At 33.0% G+C, this 16,917-nt stretch carries 19 protein-coding genes; 14 read left to right on the forward strand and 5 right to left on the reverse strand.

Annotated features, from left to right (window positions below):
* A partial coding sequence (locus tag AC1DCY_RS24590; protein WP_477354612.1) for an IS3 family transposase occupies positions 1 to 98 on the forward strand: 98 nt, incomplete at its 5' end.
* 70 nt (positions 99 to 168) lie between these two features.
* Here AC1DCY_RS24590 and AC1DCY_RS24595 read toward each other — a convergent pair.
* The 3 genes from AC1DCY_RS24595 to AC1DCY_RS24605 all read right to left on the reverse strand — a co-directional run bounded on the left by AC1DCY_RS24595 (position 169) and on the right by AC1DCY_RS24605 (position 3,763).
* Positions 169 to 1,551 (reverse strand): dipeptidase, encoded by a 1,383-nt coding sequence (locus AC1DCY_RS24595; protein WP_477354564.1) that lies wholly within the window; start codon positions 1,549 to 1,551, stop codon positions 169 to 171.
* Positions 1,552 to 1,646: 95 nt separating this feature from the next.
* Positions 1,647 to 2,846 (reverse strand): site-specific integrase, encoded by a 1,200-nt coding sequence (locus AC1DCY_RS24600; protein ID WP_477354567.1) that lies wholly within the window; start codon positions 2,844 to 2,846, stop codon positions 1,647 to 1,649.
* A 59-nt stretch (positions 2,847 to 2,905) separates the two neighbouring features.
* The gene (locus tag AC1DCY_RS24605; RefSeq protein WP_477354570.1) at positions 2,906 to 3,763 is read right to left on the reverse strand and encodes a helix-turn-helix domain-containing protein; all 858 of its coding nucleotides are present in this window, start codon (positions 3,761 to 3,763) and stop codon (positions 2,906 to 2,908) included.
* Positions 3,764 to 3,946: 183 nt separating this feature from the next.
* On the opposite strand from AC1DCY_RS24605, the gene AC1DCY_RS24610 reads away from it, so the two are divergent.
* From AC1DCY_RS24610 to AC1DCY_RS24650, 9 genes are all read left to right on the forward strand, one after another.
* Complete coding sequence (locus AC1DCY_RS24610; protein ID WP_477354573.1) at positions 3,947 to 4,126, forward strand: helix-turn-helix domain-containing protein; 180 nt, start codon at positions 3,947 to 3,949, stop codon at positions 4,124 to 4,126.
* 128 nt (positions 4,127 to 4,254) lie between these two features.
* Positions 4,255 to 4,524: a hypothetical protein gene (locus tag AC1DCY_RS24615; protein ID WP_477354576.1), complete on the forward strand. Its 270-nt coding sequence runs from the start codon at positions 4,255 to 4,257 to the stop codon at positions 4,522 to 4,524.
* A gap of 57 nt (positions 4,525 to 4,581) precedes the next feature.
* The gene (locus AC1DCY_RS24620; RefSeq protein ID WP_477354579.1) at positions 4,582 to 5,352 is read left to right on the forward strand and encodes a Rha family transcriptional regulator; all 771 of its coding nucleotides are present in this window, start codon (positions 4,582 to 4,584) and stop codon (positions 5,350 to 5,352) included.
* A gap of 155 nt (positions 5,353 to 5,507) precedes the next feature.
* Positions 5,508 to 5,948 carry an ArpU family phage packaging/lysis transcriptional regulator gene (locus AC1DCY_RS24625; RefSeq protein ID WP_477354582.1) on the forward strand — a complete coding sequence of 147 codons (441 nt, stop codon included), beginning with the start codon at positions 5,508 to 5,510 and terminating at the stop codon, positions 5,946 to 5,948.
* 1,149 nt (positions 5,949 to 7,097) lie between these two features.
* The gene (locus AC1DCY_RS24630; RefSeq protein WP_477354584.1) at positions 7,098 to 8,579 is read left to right on the forward strand and encodes an HK97 family phage prohead protease; all 1,482 of its coding nucleotides are present in this window, start codon (positions 7,098 to 7,100) and stop codon (positions 8,577 to 8,579) included.
* A 109-nt stretch (positions 8,580 to 8,688) separates the two neighbouring features.
* Positions 8,689 to 9,558, forward strand: coding sequence for a hypothetical protein (locus AC1DCY_RS24635; RefSeq protein WP_477354587.1), 870 nt, complete (start codon positions 8,689 to 8,691; stop codon positions 9,556 to 9,558).
* A 352-nt stretch (positions 9,559 to 9,910) separates the two neighbouring features.
* Entirely contained in the window at positions 9,911 to 10,273 is a 363-nt protein-coding gene (locus AC1DCY_RS24640; protein ID WP_477354590.1) for a hypothetical protein, read from the forward strand.
* Between the two features lie 113 nt (positions 10,274 to 10,386).
* Entirely contained in the window at positions 10,387 to 11,205 is an 819-nt protein-coding gene (locus AC1DCY_RS24645; protein ID WP_477354593.1) for a Cthe_2314 family HEPN domain-containing protein, read from the forward strand.
* A 353-nt stretch (positions 11,206 to 11,558) separates the two neighbouring features.
* The gene (locus AC1DCY_RS24650; RefSeq protein ID WP_477354596.1) at positions 11,559 to 12,428 is read left to right on the forward strand and encodes a DUF5677 domain-containing protein; all 870 of its coding nucleotides are present in this window, start codon (positions 11,559 to 11,561) and stop codon (positions 12,426 to 12,428) included.
* Between the two features lie 290 nt (positions 12,429 to 12,718).
* Here the strand turns inward: AC1DCY_RS24650 and AC1DCY_RS24655 are convergent, their stop codons facing one another.
* The gene (locus AC1DCY_RS24655) at positions 12,719 to 13,021 is read right to left on the reverse strand and encodes a hypothetical protein (RefSeq protein WP_427413327.1); all 303 of its coding nucleotides are present in this window, start codon (positions 13,019 to 13,021) and stop codon (positions 12,719 to 12,721) included.
* 23 nt (positions 13,022 to 13,044) lie between these two features.
* Positions 13,045 to 13,260 (reverse strand): helix-turn-helix domain-containing protein, encoded by a 216-nt coding sequence (locus AC1DCY_RS24660; protein WP_427413328.1) that lies wholly within the window; start codon positions 13,258 to 13,260, stop codon positions 13,045 to 13,047.
* Positions 13,261 to 13,487: 227 nt separating this feature from the next.
* Between AC1DCY_RS24660 and AC1DCY_RS24665 the strand changes: the two genes are divergently transcribed.
* From AC1DCY_RS24665 to AC1DCY_RS24680, 4 genes are all read left to right on the forward strand, one after another.
* Positions 13,488 to 13,718 (forward strand): hypothetical protein, encoded by a 231-nt coding sequence (locus AC1DCY_RS24665; protein ID WP_427483148.1) that lies wholly within the window; start codon positions 13,488 to 13,490, stop codon positions 13,716 to 13,718.
* A 33-nt stretch (positions 13,719 to 13,751) separates the two neighbouring features.
* Positions 13,752 to 14,540 carry a helix-turn-helix domain-containing protein gene (locus AC1DCY_RS24670; protein WP_477354602.1) on the forward strand — a complete coding sequence of 263 codons (789 nt, stop codon included), beginning with the start codon at positions 13,752 to 13,754 and terminating at the stop codon, positions 14,538 to 14,540.
* A 130-nt stretch (positions 14,541 to 14,670) separates the two neighbouring features.
* Complete coding sequence (locus AC1DCY_RS24675; protein ID WP_477354605.1) at positions 14,671 to 15,009, forward strand: hypothetical protein; 339 nt, start codon at positions 14,671 to 14,673, stop codon at positions 15,007 to 15,009.
* A 185-nt stretch (positions 15,010 to 15,194) separates the two neighbouring features.
* Positions 15,195 to 15,938 (forward strand): hypothetical protein, encoded by a 744-nt coding sequence (locus AC1DCY_RS24680; protein ID WP_477354608.1) that lies wholly within the window; start codon positions 15,195 to 15,197, stop codon positions 15,936 to 15,938.
* Positions 15,939 to 16,917: the final 979 nt, after the last annotated feature.

Here is a 16,917-nt window from a genome sequence, read left to right on the forward strand (position 1 = left end):
AAGCGATTGAGGATTATATCCAGTTTTACAATAACGATAGATACCAAGAACGATTAAACGGCTTAAGCCCATTAGAATACAGGGCTAAAGCCGCTTAAAAGCTTTTTATTATTTCCACTGTCTACTTGACAGGGAGCAGTTCAATTTTTAACGAGGGGATTTACTATTTTATTTTTGTAATTCAGCTACCTCGAATAAATAATCGCTTAAAACGCGTAATCCTTTATCGAAGTTTTCTAAATGGAAGTGTTCATTTGGTGCATGGAAGTTTTCGCTTGATAAGCCGAAGCCCATTAGCACTACTGGCAATTCTAAAATTTCATCAAAGGCAGCCACGATAGGGATTGATCCTCCTCCACGTGTGTAAGCAGTTGGCACATTATATACTTTTTCGTATGAGCGACCAGCAGCTTGGATAAATGGATGATCAAATGGTGTTAAGAATGGACGACCTTTATCGAATTCAGAGATAGTCACTTCAACGCCAGTTGGTTTATGTTTTTCAATATGTGCTTTTAATAGAGCTACAATTTCATTAGGCTCTTGATTTGGCACAAGACGGCATGTGATTTTTGCACCAGCCTCAGCAGGAAGCACTGTTTTAATGCCTTCGCCAGAGAAGCCACCAAACACACCATTGATCTCTAATGTTGGGCGTGCCCAAGTACGTTCTAAATAAGAATAACCAGCTTCACCGAATAATTCCTTCACGCCAACTTCTTCTTTCACGGATTCTTCATCAAAACCAAGTGCACGGTAAGCTTCGCGTTCCTCTTCAGATAATGGTAAAACTTTATCGTAGAAGCCCTCAACTTGAATTGTTCCATGCTCATCGCGGAAGGATGCTAAAATGTCAGCTAATGCATGAATAGCATTTTGGACACCGCCACCGTAAAGACCAGAGTGAAGGTCACCTTTTGCACCACGAACATCAATTTGAACCCCCGTTAAGCCACGTAATCCATAGCATACAGCAGGCTTACCAGGACCATATAAACCTGTATCAGAAATTAAAATTAAGTCAGCAGCTAGTTTCTCTTTATGCTCTTCAACATAGGCAGGAAGGTTAGGACTACCAATCTCTTCTTCACCTTCATAGATGAATTTCACGTTCACTGGCAAAGTGCCGGTTGTCGCAAATAGTGCTTCAATCATTTTTAAGTGCATAAACACTTGTCCTTTATCGTCACTAGCACCACGAGCGAATAGCTTGTTGTCTCGGATTGTCGGGTTGAATGGCTCCGTTTCCCATAAATTTAATGGGTCAACTGGCTGGACATCATAATGACCGTAAAATAGAATAGTTGGTTTATCCTCTGCGTGTAACCAATCAGCATAAACGACAGGGTGACCTGCAGTTTGCGTAATAGAGATATTCTCAAGATTTAGCTTTTTAAAAGCGTTTGCTAGCCACTCTGCGGCATTTTGAATATCTCCTTTATGCTCTGATAAAGAACTAATACTTGGAATACGTAAAAATTCATTTAATTCATGTAAGTGTGCTTCGCGATGTTCTGAGAAATACGCATCTAATTGCTGTAAATTTGTCATCTAGCATCCCTCTTTTCTAATATTTCGATAATAGAAATAGTATAGCATAATGTGGTTGGGGAATCTTGTTATAGCAATGGTTTCCACCACATACGTTAATGATTAGCCCCAATTTTAGCCCCACTAGCCTGTAAAGTTTGACTAAATAACGAAACAGATTCTGCTTCCAATTCCTTTAGAACATGACCGTATACATCCATAATCATTTTAGGTGTATTGCCTAACCTCTCAGCGATAACCTTCACATTGAGTCCACGATTTAACAAGATGGTGCAATGTGTATGCCTTAAACCATGTATTGTTGTTTTTGGCAGTCCAGTCCGATCTAAAATTTTATTGAAAGCATAGATAGGACTTGTTGGAGCAATCGGATCTGCAGCATGTTCAAATATAAATACAAACGTATCATCTTTTGATAAATCGTCTTGTAGTTTCCGGCCGTTTTTAAATAATGCTTTTTTACACCATTTTAAATATGTCTCTAGTTGCTTCATTACCATTTCATCCACTAGAATGGTTCTATAGCTATTCATTGTTTTTGGTGTGTGAATACCAATAACATCCCTGGTACGCTCAATTGTAATGGTGTTGTTTTGAAAGTCTATATTCTTCCATTGCAATCCTAATGCTTCACCACGACGGATGCCTGTATAAGCGATCGTAAGAAAAAAAGTATAGTGGGTAACATTTTCATTATGTTTGGCATCATCTAAAAAAGTGACTAATTCAGTAGGAGTAAGGAAGTTGGCAGCTTCCTTTTTCTTTTTTGCTTCTGTTGGAATTGTTACTTTTGTGAAGCGATTCCGGCTGAGGATTTCTTCTTCAACCGCTGAATTAATTGCAATTTTAAAGATGGTATGCCAAGCACGTATTGTACTAGGCTTGTAATCACCAACAAGAGCATTGATAAATATTCTTTGATATGTTTGTTTGTCTAACTTTTGAAGCTTGTAATGGCCGAGTAGGGGCTTTAAATGTACACGTACAATGATTTCACGCTGTACTTGTGTACCAATTTTCCACTTTTTATGATTCATTTCATACCATGTATCGAGCCATTCACTAACGGTCATTTGGTCGTTCTCTACAAACTTTTTTTCACCACGGAGCGTTAAAGCCTTAACTTCCAAAAGGGCTTTCAATGCTGCTTTTTCTGTTTTAAAACCACTTTTTTTCTTCTCTTTCCGCTTCCCAGTAGCATCATAATACTTATGGCGATACATCCATAGCTTTTCTTTATTCGCATTGAAATAGTGATATATTTCAGGTTCTTTTGCTGATTTATATAACTTCACCTTGTCCATTCCTTTCATGCTTGGCGGCGTGTGTACAGGAATAGGTGAGTAGGTGAATGTTATTTGTCTTTTTTCATTACCCAATCTTGAATGGTTTCTGGTGATTCATTTATTATTTTTGATATTTCTTCAACGCTGCTTCCTTGAACGAACAACGTAAGTGCTATCTCTTTTGATTTTTGTGAATTCATTATTAGTGTTTCTAAATAAGATTCAAGGAGTTTAATCTGCTGTTTGGACAATTCATGAGTTTTGTACAGGATACTGGGTTGTTTTAAAAAAATCGAAAGTTCTTTTTGTGATGTTTCAGTTGATTCAGATGGGATTATTCGCTCCAAAACCAATTCCGTGAGTTTTTCTAATACTTCTTCTTTCCAATCAAATGCGCTTGAATTAAATTCAGCGGTAAATGATCTAAGTACCGTACTGTAGTTATAATATTTTATGAAGTCCTCTTCCAAATCCACGTCTATATAGTCTGGTTCAACATCCTCTTTATATTTTAAGTAATCGAAATAAAACTTATCAAATTCTTTAAGACCTGGTTCATAACTCATATTTCCAGAGAATATTTCGAATATCTTTAATTGAACATCTTCAAAAAAATAACCATCTGTCGAAAGTGCTTTTAGAACTTTTGCGGTCATTTCATATAGTTTTGCATCAAGTTCATAGTAATCGTGTAAAGCCTCATTGTCTAAATGTCCAGTAGCTTTCAAAAGTTTTTCATATCGAACATCTAAAGGTTCAGAGATTTTTATTAGAATCTCTGGTGAAGGGAAGTTTTTTAGTTTTCCATTTTCTATTTGAGATAGATAAGGATGAGAAACTCCTGATAACGCAGATAAAGAAGCAAGTGTTAGCCCCTTTTTTTTGCGTAATTCTTTTATATAAGAACCAAATTGAACTAAATCCACAATAAGTACACCTCTCCTCTTTGACAATATCATAAACATTTAATGTTGATATAGCAACAAATAATAACGATTAACAATATTTAAATATATAAATGTTGACACAACAACAATAATTACCTTAGTATTTGATGTATCAACAAAAAATATTTGATACATCAACATGAATGTGAGGTGGTGAACCGAATGGATAAAATGACTGTAAAAGAGGCAGCGCTTTACATTGGATCGTCGGAGTACAAGTTGCGTGAGATGGTTCGCGGAAATGAAGTTCCTCATTACCGTATTGGTAATAAAATAATGTTCCGAAAAACATCGCTAGATGACTGGATCACACAACAAGAGTCAAAATGTTTGACTAAATGAAGATAGGTCAAACCTATGCAGCTTCATTGTTTTAATTGTGTGGCTACTTAAAGCAGTGTAATCCATATTGTTAACTTTAATAAAAGGATGAGGATGAAAACAACTGATAGATAGGAGGTGGAATGTTAATGATTCCAACTAATATTGAACTTCAATTGGATAAAAAGCAGATTCAACAATATATTGAAAAACAACTCGATGAGTCTATTCAAGCGCAGCTTTGGCTCGTATCAGTGGAGCGACTTGCACAGTTAACGGACATGTCCAAACGGTGGTTAGAGGCCGAGATACTAAACGATCCACGTATGAGAGCTATTGAGCGTAAAAAGAATCGCAAACGTTGGTATTTGGCGCAACAGGCTTTCGAGGTAATAACTGAAATTACATCAGAATGGTAAATAAAACGCTTGGCGGCGTGTGTTATAGGAATAGTTAAAAAGGAAAGGGGCATTATTATGAATCAATTAAAAGTAGTTTCATTCAACGGTCAATTAATCACAGATAGTCGAGATGTGGCAGAAATGGTTGGGAAACGTCATACAGATTTATTAAGAAGCATCGATAATTATAGCGAAATTTTACTCAACGCAAAAATGCGTTCAGTGGATTTTTTTATTGAAAACACCTATAAAGATTCTTCTGGGAAAGAAAATAAGTGCTACTTACTTACACGAAAAGGCTGCGACATGGTAGCAAATAAAATGACTGGTGAAAAGGGTGTTCTATTTACTGCAGCGTATGTTACTAGATTTGAAGAAATGGAGCAAGTTTTAAATCATTCTACATTTTCAAGCAATAACGCAGTGGAATTTGAAAAACAACTTATTGGCGTGAAGTATGCTACAGAAATATTACGTGTGGACGAACCATCTAAGATTCGAATGTTAGAGGAGGCTCATAAGAAACATGGCGTACCAACGAATCATTTGCCAGCTTATGTGGAAGGTGAGGAACTAAAAGTATCCTTGACTCAACTTCTAAAAGAACATGATGTAAAAATGAGCACAGCTAAAGCAAATACACGAATGATTGAGCTAGGGCTATTAGAAATCAAGGAACGACCTTCCTCAAAGGGTGGTACGAAGGAATTTAAGTCATTGACAGAAGCAGGACGTAAATTTGGAGATAATGCAATAAATCCTCATAATCCTAAAGAAACACAGCCATTATATTACCCATCTATGTTTAGCGAGCTGCTAGAACTGTTTGTGTTTGCAAGTCAATGAATTATCTGGCATGTGTTCAGGAATGGCACAAACGGAAGTAGGAAACAAAAGCGCCTTAAGAGTAGTAATGAACGCAGTAAAAGGCTGCTATGGGTTAACCACAAAAATGACACATATGAACTAGGATCCCTCTTAAATAAAAGGAGGAAATGATTTTGGATTTTAAATTACCAGAACTTGATAGAAAGGCTATAAAAGCAGCTGTGGAACGTGAGTTAGAAAGGTACCGTATTTTTAAATATTTAACGTTTGAGGAAAAGGAAACAACTACCACATCACATATTAATGACATTGGTGGAGGAAAGGGTAATTTGACTAGTGACCAAACAGGCTCAGTTGGCAATTTCAACTTGGATGCTCTAAACGTAATACATAAGTATTGTGAACGTATTGAGCACGCGGTGAAAAGTTTGCCTCCAATGGAAAGGTTTTTGATTGAAGCGAGGTATATGGTTAATGATGCGGAGTATTTAACAGATATGAAAGTCTATTGTTTTAAGTTTCAACCACCTATTTCAGCGACTACTTACAATAAAATACGTGTAAAAGCTTTACAAAAACTTGCTTTAGATTTAAATATCGCACGTATTGTGTAGGGAAAGGGTGCAAAAATGATATGAAGATAGTTGGGTATCAGCATGTATAGAGAGGGGATACGTTGAATTCACTTGACTGTCGCGGATTAGCGTCACCTTTTATGTCGCTAATTAGCGTCTACTTTTGTCGCGGATTAGCGTCTAGTAATGTCGCTAATTAGCGTCTAGTGAAATGAGTTTCTTCTATATATGCAAAATTCCTAAAGAAAACAATAAAGAAAACAATAAAGAAAACTAACTAGCAAATACATTTTGCTAGGGAAAGCTCTATTTAATTAATGGAAACATAAAAAGGAAGAATTGATTGTAACATGAGATTAAATAAACAACACTCATGATTCTCGAAGAGAAGGTGGCACACATAAAGCGTATAACATGTATATGGCTTCAATGCAGACGTTTTAAAGAAATGTGTGACCAATTGATTACCGTGACCGACACACGCTTACAATCAATTTTGAACGCAATTAGAAGGTAGACTATGGACTACTACACAGTGCAACCTGAAACAATTAGAACAAATCTACAAAGAGAGATTTATAAGCAACTGATGAATAGATTAGACAACCTATAGGGAGTGGACCAAGCAATGAAAGAAGTTAGATGTCCTAAATGCAATAAGCTACTAAGCAGAACTAAAGGGAATTTCAAATTAGTAAATGATGATTACGACATTGAGATCCAGTGTGTGAAATGCAAAACAAAAACGAATATAAAACTTGAGAGACTCTAGAAGTCCAGTAGTTGCACAGCAATGTGTATGCTATTGGGCTTTTTATTTTTTTGTCACACTTAGGTGATAGCCCCCCTACCAAATTAATATTTTGGCCATTTTGCTGTAGACCGTATGAGCATACAAACGTGCACCTCAAATTGAATTTTTTAAATTTTTTTAGTGTGACAAAAGGTAGTAAACAAAGTATAGCTTTGTGTTCATGAATATGAGGAATGTGCTATTTTGTCACACTTGTCACAGTGCTCCATTGTAACAAAGTATGACCATATGCTGAAAGGAGGTGAAAATAAGTGTGGCTAATTATTTTCGATTCAATTTATTAACACTTAATCGAAAGACAAAAATTTCTTTCGTTCACTACAAAAGAGAACGATTCAAGTTAAAAAATAATCAAATAAGAAGTAGGTGTTTATGTGAAAGTAAATGAAAGACGAGCAATGAAAAATGTACAAATTACAACTCGATCTAAAAAAGAAGGAAACGGAAATGTTGCGGTAGGATATGCAGCTGTATTTAATTCCCCTACAGATATAGGGGACATGTTTAAAGAGGTAATTGCACCAGGAGCGTTTAAACGGGCATTAGCTACAGGAAATGACGTGTGCTGCTTGATGAATCATAACTGGGAGAAAATTTTAGGCCGCACAAAATCAGGAACATTGAAGTTAGAAGAAGATTTACATGGATTGAAATTTGAAGTGGATCTTCCTAACACAACAGATGGAACAGATTTAATTGCATTGATGGAGCGCGGTGATATTTCACAATGTTCTTTTGGTTTTAGAATTGTGGACGAGTCTTGGGATCACTCAGTAGTTCCTTCATTACGAACAATATATGAAGTAGAACTATTTGAAGTATCGATTGTAACGATACCAGCTTATGAAGATACGGAAGTTAGTTTGACACGAAGTGCAGAAAATATGGAATACACAGGAGGAAATTATCTAATGAGAAAAATGGTACAACAAAATAATGAAACACGCAAAAAATTTGGTCACTATTTAGCGGGGAAAATTCTTTCAGATGAACTTCGCTCACTAGGAATTGATTTTAATAACGGAAAAGTATTAGTTCCTACAGTTATTGCTAATGAAATAATTGGTTATACAGAACAGGAAAATTTGCTACGTAAATTTGGTACAGTCGTACCTTTAGACGAGCAATTACAGTATCCGGTTTTAATAGATAGCTCAGATGTGCAAGTACATGTAAATGCTATTGAACGTACAGAAACAATTCCTGTCAACTCGATCGGTTTAGAAGCAGAGATATTGAATCCAGTTGAATTTGACTCGTTATCTCGAATTAAAAAACGTTTATTAAGAATGAATGTGAACGCTGCAGATTTAATTTTAAACGTCATGAAGAAAGAATATGTGAAGAAGGAAATTGATTATATGTTTAATGGTACGGGTGTAGCATATAACGAAGGATCTTTGTATAATCGAGCTGTTGTTTTTACAGGTGATGGTACTGATAATAATAAAGCTTTACGTGATTTATCAAAAAAACCTTCAACAGCGGTACGAAACAATGCGCGCTGGTTTGTTAACGATGCAGGGCTGGAATTGGCTGAAACTATTACTTTACCAAACGGAGAAGCAGCACTGAAGACATTGGAAAATTCAGAGGCTGGGGTAAAGTATACATTCTTTGGTTATCCATTACATTGTGTGGATGCAGTGAAAGGAACTAATGAAGTCAGTGCGGTCTTCTACTTTGGAGATATGTCGTCATTTGTAATCCAAGACAATTCAACAGGATTAGAGATTGAAATTACAACAGAAATGTATGCTCATTTAAATGAAGTAGGATACAAACTTTATAACTTACTGGACGGAAAATTAATCTATTCAGATCTTGAACCAACAGTATATCGCTACGAAATTTAATTCTATTTTAAAACACTTACTTCGGTAGGTGTTTTTTACGTTGTCAGATTTGTGTTGTTGGGATATGATACCAATTCTGTTACGATTGTAGTAGAAAGGTGTGATTATATTGAAAGGCAATTTTGAAAAATATTTAGAGTTTAATGAAGCAGCAGAAGAGTTAGATTTATTTATAGAATCAGGTTATTACGGTGAAGAAGCAAGAAAGTTAGTTGAAGATAGGGAAAATTACGATGATGTAGATTATTTTATTAGAGTATTAACTGAATGGCATGAAGATAAGGATCAAGTGAATAAACACAAAACATACGAGTATATTTCAATTTTACTTAAGTTATATATTCAAGCTGTCAAAGAAAATCCTGAAGAATCACTTAAACTGATAGCTAATTTTAAACTGGGTCCCGAAGATAATACGGCTATGGAATTCATGACTGCATATACTGATTATGTTAGAGTGTTTAATGATACAAAATTATTAGCAAAAGAAGCAAACGCTGACCCACAAAATCTTGCAAAAAAATTAAGATATACAAAATCGATTTCTGTGGCATATATGAATGGTGTCGAATATATTAGCAAAACATTAAATCTCTTAATTTGTTTAGAGAAGGTTGTAAAAAAAGAGCAATATAATTTTTATAATATAAATAAAATGACCTTACATGATAAAATCTCGTTGTTTAATTCCGGAAATAAATATGACATTTTGTTGGAAATGATAGATAGAGAATTGCGGAATGCTGAGGCACACTCAACAATAAATTATGTAGATAAAACAAAAAGTTATAAAATTAAACATAGAGAAAACGGGAAAATTAAAGAAAAAGATGTCCCATTCTCGGTTTTAATTGAAAAATTAATATTAGTAGGAAATTATGTTCAATCCTTTGAATATGCAGGTCAATTATTGACGATAAGTATAAAGGATAGTGAAAAATTTAATTTAATATACAAGAAACTATTTAAAAGCAATTGATTTTAATACAGCTTTTATCAAATTTAGTCACATCTAACAAGGTGTGGCTTTTTATTATTGCTTTTATAAGTAATCCCTAAATCAAGTATAAAAGACTACATTTTTAAATCAAATGTAGTCTTTTAGTATTCATTTATGTATAATTTAGTAGTTATTTACATAAGAGCAGAAGTCAACCTCAAAAAAGACATACCTGCTTGGTGGTTGATATTAGTATTATGCGGCTTTGTCCACATCTAAAAGGAGTGGATTTTCTATTGTTGAATTGTTAGTAACATCATTTATTTGCCTTTGTGTTTGGATTTGCATTGTAATTAGTGTGGAAGGAAGTGTGAAAGGAAGTGTGATAGATATGACAAATAATAATCCTAAATTTGGTGAAGATTTATTTGATCTTAGTAAGATAATGAAACAATATAAGGATGAAAAGTCTTTAGAAAAATTAAGTTCTGAGGAATTAAATATAATGATTCGCACAACCGAGTATGGAATACAACAACTGCTTGGACATAAAAGTTTGTTTACGTCATCATTTAGTACTCTTATTGCTTTAGTAATAGTTTTGTTAACTTTTAATAATGAAAAAATACTGACATTATTGGGTGTCGCGGGATATGGATTCATCTTATCCGTTTATTATTTTGTATCGAACAGAGAAATTAATAAATTAAATGCATATTTAAGCACACTTAGATTTGTAGAAGCTAACAAATAATACATATATAGTCACACTCATTATGAGTTGTGGCTTTTTATTATGATTATATTTCAAAAAGTGATATATCGTTCCATTTATATTAAGATAAATAAGGAAGGAGATGTCATGAAATGTATTTTAATGTTCCAAAAGGGCTGGTAGAAAAGTATGAAGAATTTTTTCCTGATTTATTATTTGAGCCAGCTAATGTATATAATAAATTTGAAGAAAGCTTTAATAATGAAGATTCAATACTTTTATTTTTGAATCAACATCTTAAATTGTTTCCGATAATTAACAGTTGGAGAAAAGAACTTTTTTTTCAATGGGATGTATGTAGGCAATCTTTAATTTGTGCGTCTGCTCTTGTTAAAGAGTTTTGTGTAAAATATAAAGAAGTTGATATTTCAAATGAAAGAATACACAATGAAACTTTAGCTGAGTACTATCTAGACAATATATCATATAGAATATTTTCTATTTTAGATAAAATAGGGCATCCATTGAACTCAGCGTTGAACTTAAATTTTAGTGTTAGAGAAGTGTCTTATTTTAAAATAAAAAATAGGATTAAAAATGATTGGCCAGAGATTAATAAACTGTTTTTGGAATTTGAAAATACTGATACAGTCTTAACAGAATTTAAAGAATATAGGAATTCGATTACTCATAGAAACCATCTTTTACAACCAGAATATGAATTAGATGATATAGAACTTGATTTAGGTGAAGGTAATGAAAATGGATTGAATGGTAAATTGCTTGTAAATATACCTGAAAAAATAAATCCAAAAATTAGTATCATTCAGCTATATGAAACTGTTGAAAAAACATATAATAGACTAACTAGCTTTTTAGAGAAGATTTTTTTGGTTTTACTAAAGGAAATTAAAGAGCGATATAGTAATGAAGTAAATGAACATTTAAAAGTATTTACAAAGAGTAATTAAAAAATTTGTAACTAAAGGCCACCTTCTTCTGGATGTGGCTTTTTATTATGCATTTAATAAGGTTGAGGAGGACAATAACCACAAGATTTGAAATTTACAGTACTGGCTAGATACATTAAGAGCCGTATTTGTAAGGGCATATAGTAAGGTTATAGAGCGTTTAAGTAATAAGTCAACTAATTCGTCATCTGTGGAGGACATAGCACACAGGGAACGTCCAATGCCTTTCTATAACTGGTTGAATGAGAGTGATAGTCAAGAAAATAGATAACTGGAAAATGTTGTCCGAATTATTATAATATAATGTATTATTATTTATAGAATAAAAACTATATGAGGGGTGGAAAGATTTAATGAATTTAAAACAGGATGAATACATAAAAGGGTTAGATAAATTGATAAATAAATTTATTTTGCGTTCGAAAGAATTTATCAATTGTTCAGCATTTCCTTATGGTTTATTAGATGCACTAAGTTATGGTCAGTTAAACAGTAAATTCACTTATGATCACGAATATTTTAATTTTACCAAAAGTACTAAAACTCTAATCAGCATTCGCAATTTACTTAAAATAGGACATAATGAGGATGCATTAATTTTAGTAAGGAGTATATTTGAAAATTATTTAAGTACTAGGTATCTTAATAGAAATGAAAATAAATTTCCTGATCTAACACTTATCGCTCTAAAATTATTTTCTAAAGAATATATTTATGATCCCGCCAATAACATTATTAAAGATAGGGATGGTAGGGAGATAGCTGAGCGGTTGAATCCAAGTAAATTCATACTTGGAAATGATAAAAAATATTATTATCGATTTTATGATTTGTTGTCTTCAGTTGGCCACAGTAACTATGGAGTTTCTAATTTTTACTTAGATGAAACATTTAATTTTACAATTAATAAAATTAATTATCCTTTAGAGACCAGATTTTTTACGATTTTTGTTTATACCAAACTATTTGAAGAAATTGTTACAGTTGAAGGCGAGGAATTTTGTGATGATAATGAAGAGAAGTATTGTTATGAACTAGTGAAAGAATCTTTGTTGTTTCAAGATCATCTTCTGAATGAAATGATAGATGATATTACATACAATATCACCAATTCTAATGAATCCAAAGATTTTAATGAAAATTTGAAAAAGATGTTTAAAGAAATGCGTAAATCTTTACGTGAAGAATTAGGTAGTATAAAAAAAGATTTTTTGATTAAGTAGAGTCAAATATTATACCAGTAGAAGACCACTCCGTAACGGGTGGAAATAATAGTTAATATACTAGTAATGTCCCACCGCGATGTCCTACCGTTGAAATGCTGAAATCCATTGGGGGAGTAAGTCTTAAACGATGAAATTTGAATCTTAATCATTTATTCTTTTAATCTTTTAAAACATGCTCTTAATAATTAATATATATAATCAAGCAGCTGCAGAAATGTGGTTGCTTTTTATTATGGTCAAAAGAAAAACACTTTCAGCTGCACGATGAGCCGGAAGTGTTTTTTGATTTATAATTGTGAGATATGTTTAATTGGCTGGATTCCCAGTTCCACTATTTCAATAATTTGTGTCGAGATAATGAAAACTCGTATATGTTGTTTAAGTGTTGGGTGAACAAAACTTTTATAGTCATTTAAGCATTTGTAATCTGAATTGTACGGTATCGTAATAAAAAACTTAATTACATAATTACCTGATTTTTCGTCAGATTTCAAAATGTTAACTTTAAGATTTTCTTGATCAATATGAAGTTTATTTAATTCATTGTCATCAAAAATTTTCACATGAGCCGTTCCGACTACCCCAATCATAATACCCCTCCAAATTTGATTATTTAATCTTCTATTTTGGCTTTATTATGCTGGATAATATCTTCTATTTCACAATTTAAATAGTTACATAATTTATCTAACACAGCCATCGAAACATTTTCACCTTTTGCGAGTTTTGCCATTGTGGCAGAAGATAGTTGCAACTCCTTTTTTAATTCTTCTCGTGTAACTTCACGGTCAATCATCGTTTTAAATAACTGCTTATATTCAAATGACATAATCTTCTCCTTCCTCCATTTCCTTAATTATACCATTCAAGTTTAGTATTCTAAACTTTTTATTTAATATTATTGACAATTAATTTAGAAAAGAATATTATTTGTTTAGAAAGATGAATATATGGTTTAGATTAGTGAATGGATTTTTACGAAACAGACCATCGAAGGTTAGTCGATGAATGGACTAGAAATAACCGACATGCTGCAGGAAAGAGAGGTGACACACTATGACATACTTTGGTTTTGTAATTTCAAGAGAAGATGAAGCGAATTTTCCTCACTTCTCGAATGTAACAGAGGCTCGTGCTTATTTTCAGAAGCGCTATGGAGACCGTTACAACCTAGGGAGTAGAGAGAGACAATTCGATGGCTACTGGGGTGGTTATATTTACTTTGATGATGTTGATGGGCAACCGGTTCAAATCGGTGAAGATGGATCTGTACATGTAGTTTATTAATTTTTTAGGCAATGGAAAGCGAGGTGAAAAACGATGGCATTTGAATACTTAGCAACGTACACAACATTTGAAACAGTAGCTGATATGGATCAGCATGTGGAAGAGCATATCCAGCAGCATTTTTATGAGTTAACAGAAACAGAACGTGCCATCGTTTATAAGCTTGCATCACACTCTCTTAATTATCCTGGGGTGTGTCACCTGAAAGCTTCCACAATTGCTGACAGCTTAGAGATCAGCACAAAGACGGTTTATCGTGCTATTTCAAAACTGGAATCACTAGGGATTATCAAAAAACAAACAACAACTAAAGAAAAGGGAGGTCGTGGTGCAAACATCTATATTATTTTGCCGTATCAATTAGATGTGTGTGAAAGCCGTAACGAGTCTTTCGAGGAATGTGAGGTAGTTACATTACAAGAAGTCTATAAATCAGCACATGAAGAAAAAGAAGCATATAAGGAATACATGAACGAGTACCAAATGATGCTTTATGATTTTTTGCATTCGTTACCTCTTCCAGATAACTTTAAGGATGAACTACATAAAGTGGTACTAGCATCTAATGTAAGTAGTATTCAGGAATTAATAAAAGCCAAAGATATCATTTTTAAAATGGCCAACGATATTAGAGACGGTGTGCTGACAGTAACAAAGACATTGCGTGCAGTATTCGTAGGAGCCCACAACAAAGTAGTACAGCGCAAAGGTAAGCATCCAACAACAAACACCTTATATATGAAGAAAAAGCCTGTAAATGAACGTCCAGTACCTTTCTACAATTGGCTATCAGAACGTAATGGACCAACAGACGTATTTTAATAAGAAAGGAAGTGAATGCAAATGAAAGTAACGGTTAAAGAATGGCGTGTAATGTCTGATCGTAACAAACAATTACTTTTGAATGCAGTCGCAACTAAATAAAACATAGACGGAAAAGGAGAATGAAAACATGCAGCAACAAACACAACACTTATTAGAAAAAGTAGTACTCGAAAATAGTAACGATGCTTCAGGATTATCAGTACAAATGATTGATTTACGAGTTGTACAACAGGCGGTAGCTAATTTGATGAATAGAATTGATGAAATCACTGAAAATCGTTGGCATGAGGATCGTGGCATGGCATACATGTCCATTCAAGAAATTCAAGATACAGTGCGTTTAATTGATATGGCTTTCTATCCATTGTTTAAAAGAATGGAAGATGAAGTAAAAACCATTAATATTCATGCACAAGAACTGTATGAGACAGTAATTAAAAATGAATCAGAAGTTCAAAATGTTTGAGGACTGCTCAAAATTGAGCGGATGTTTAACAAAATACTTTCTACGGCAGGTGTTTTGTATATTTATATAATAAGAAGATTAGAAACGACACGGCAGTACAAGCTAGCGTGATATTTATTGTCTAAATGAGGAGGAAATCCTTTCCTTTTGTCGAATATTGAGATAGGTGAAAGGGAGGGGTTAATTTGTCTCTGCTTAAAAATACATCTTTTGAGACATATTTATTATCATTAATACCCGTTATTATTTATGTCGTAAAGACAACAATTGATAATTATGGGATAACAGAGTTGGAAAAATTAAGATTAAGTAATTTGAAAAAATTCTCAATTTCATTATTGAAATATTTTGCTTTTAGTTTTGTTTTTTTAGCATTTATTTATTTGGTTATAGTTTTTGCTAAAATTCCATTTGAGTTTGATGATGAAAGAGCAATTTATGTTTTATTAACAATTTATTTTATAACAGTTATTGGGTCAATGTTCTTATTTGAGAAAATAATAAGTTTTATAGCCACTGCTTTAACCTTTCAATATGATTATTACATAGTGGATCAAAACGGTGAACCACTATATAAAATTATTAAACTTAGTAGCAATAATACGCTTTTAGTAGAATCAGAAGGTATAGAAGAATTTATAGATGTAAAGGGAAATAGAAGATATAAAAAAATTCGTAGAAACAATTATTTACTTTCTAAAATGTACAATAGTAAAAAGATGCCCTATGTATTAAAGGGTTTACCTGTACTATATATTGTATTAGTGGTAAGTTTGATATTTACAAAATCATGGATTCAGTTTTGTTTATACCTTACATTAATTTTCACTGTATTAATCTCATTAGTACTTACTTTGAACTTTTTTGAATACAAAAGGAATATAAAAGAACAAGAACAAGAAAGGGAGGGTGAGAATAATATTGTATAGCTCTCGCTAGGTGATATAAATTCCTAAACATTTGGAGATTTGTCTTCCACAGATTATTCTGGAGAGCTTGAATTTACAATAAAACTTAAACAATGCACTGTGCCGAGCGGTGCTATTTTTTATTAAGTAACTATTCTTATCATTGAACAAATAAAAAAATTGAAGCTTATTAGCCTCAATCTTTCTTACTCACCCATTCCTGTACACACGCTTCGCCGTATTTTATTAGCCCCAATCTAGCCCCACTTAGCCCCAAAAACATGCTTTTATATGCCGTATCTTGCAAATTACTCTAACTGTTAAAAAGATATTTAAACGTTGATACATAAGGCTTTCTGGATTGTTAATACACCATCTTACATCCCGAAAATAATAGAAATAGTATAGCATAATGTTCATGGAAAAAAGATTTATAGGACTCAGCAAAATTGCAGACTGCTACTAACCACAAAATTGTGTCAAGAGAATATGCGAAATGAGGATTATCCCATAAGGGAAGGTTGAACTTTCAGCTTCAGTCAAATTTGACAGAGTGGGGTATCATAGAAAATGATTTTTGTATAACAACAAGAACCAGGTGCTCCATTATTTGAGTACTTGGTATTTTTTTGCTTATGTACATACTCGAATTTATATTCGAAAACAAAGGAAACTAAGCATCGTTTTCTCCTTATGACGTTCAATCTTAAATATGATGCACAGTCGATTTTGTAATTTTTGTTGTGTTTTTAATATTACTTAGTTTTTATCTAATATTTAACTTGACTCTCTTATGAAAAGTATATAATATGAAATAAACTTCACGTGAAGTTAACTTCATATTTTAGGGGGAGTATTGTATTGAAACGAAAGTTATTTCAAAGATTATTAACAGCATTCCTTGCAATAATATTAGGTGTTATTAGTCTTTTGATGAATCCAACAGAAAAAATGGCGGCAATCTATCTTTTCGTTGTTGGTATTATTATTTTGATTGTAT

Source organism: Lysinibacillus sp. 10T31, from assembly GCF_056394365.1.